The following is a 1,038-nucleotide window of genomic DNA, read 5'->3' as shown; positions in this document are numbered from 1 at the left end:
TCAGCCCACAAACTAATGGCATTTTTATCCCAGATTCTTCTGTATGTTTCGTCAAAATTTATCTCACCAGACGTCGTTTTGCACTGCGTATTGCCTTTACCAAAAGTATTCTTTTTAATATCAGCATCACTAATGCCTTTTTTAACGGAATATGATCCGGTTTTGCTATCATATTCTATGCCGTTATATTCTGTCTGGGTACCACCATAGCAACCGTCTAATTTATGACCGGTTTGTAAGGTGGCGTTGCCTCCAGCTCTTTTTATATAATATGACTGAGTAGAGAGCTCGGCCGCACATTGATTAGATATAAATGGACGCAAATAGGTCTGGATACCGCGAACTTTAGTTGAAATATCTTGAGCGCTATCGGCATCGGAGTATTTGTAGCTATCGCGTATATGATATCTTTCATTTCCTAAATCGCCACCTATTACGGCATTATAGTTAGGCACCCCGTTACCCTTATAACTTCTAGCCGAAATTACCTTAGCCAAGATATCCACATTCTCAGTATAATCACCACCTACGCGTAAGTCTTTAGGATGGCTTACAACGCTTGCATCACTACTTCCTTTCTTAGTTATATCACCATCAGCGCTAGTATCTACTAACTTGCCGTATTTCGTTAGCTCAGCAGTATCTACATTAAAATATGCCGGACGAATTACAAAGTTATCACTACCACAAACATGGAATGAACCGTCACTGGACATAGTGATGCCGAATGTATTGGATGCCTTGCTGATCTCATTTGCAAACTTTGCTAGCTCTTTTTTTATCAGCTCTTCTTTTTCAGCTTTTTCCGCATCGCTTAAAGGCTTGCACCATCCATATGTGTCACCCGTATAGCACACTCCATACTTCTCGCGAAGCTCCATCTTCTTAAGCGCTAAATAATACTTAACCGGATCGTCTTCGTCCACGGCATAGTCGTTTTTAGTAGTTTTATTCGCCTGCCCGTCCGGACGATAGCTAAGCATAAATGTTACGCCTTGATACGCATCTCCTATCTCTATATCTTCGAGATCCAAAATA

At 40.8% G+C, this 1,038-nt stretch carries 1 protein-coding gene; it reads right to left on the bottom strand.

The features are described from left to right. Positions 1–1,038: hypothetical protein (locus Q0605_RS10390; protein WP_298706807.1), on the bottom strand; the 1,038-nt coding region annotated here is incomplete at both ends.

The organism is uncultured Campylobacter sp., from assembly GCF_938017705.1.
Taxonomy (GTDB): Bacteria; Campylobacterota; Campylobacteria; order Campylobacterales; family Campylobacteraceae; genus Campylobacter_B.
This window is presented reverse-complemented; position numbering and strand designations above follow the sequence as displayed.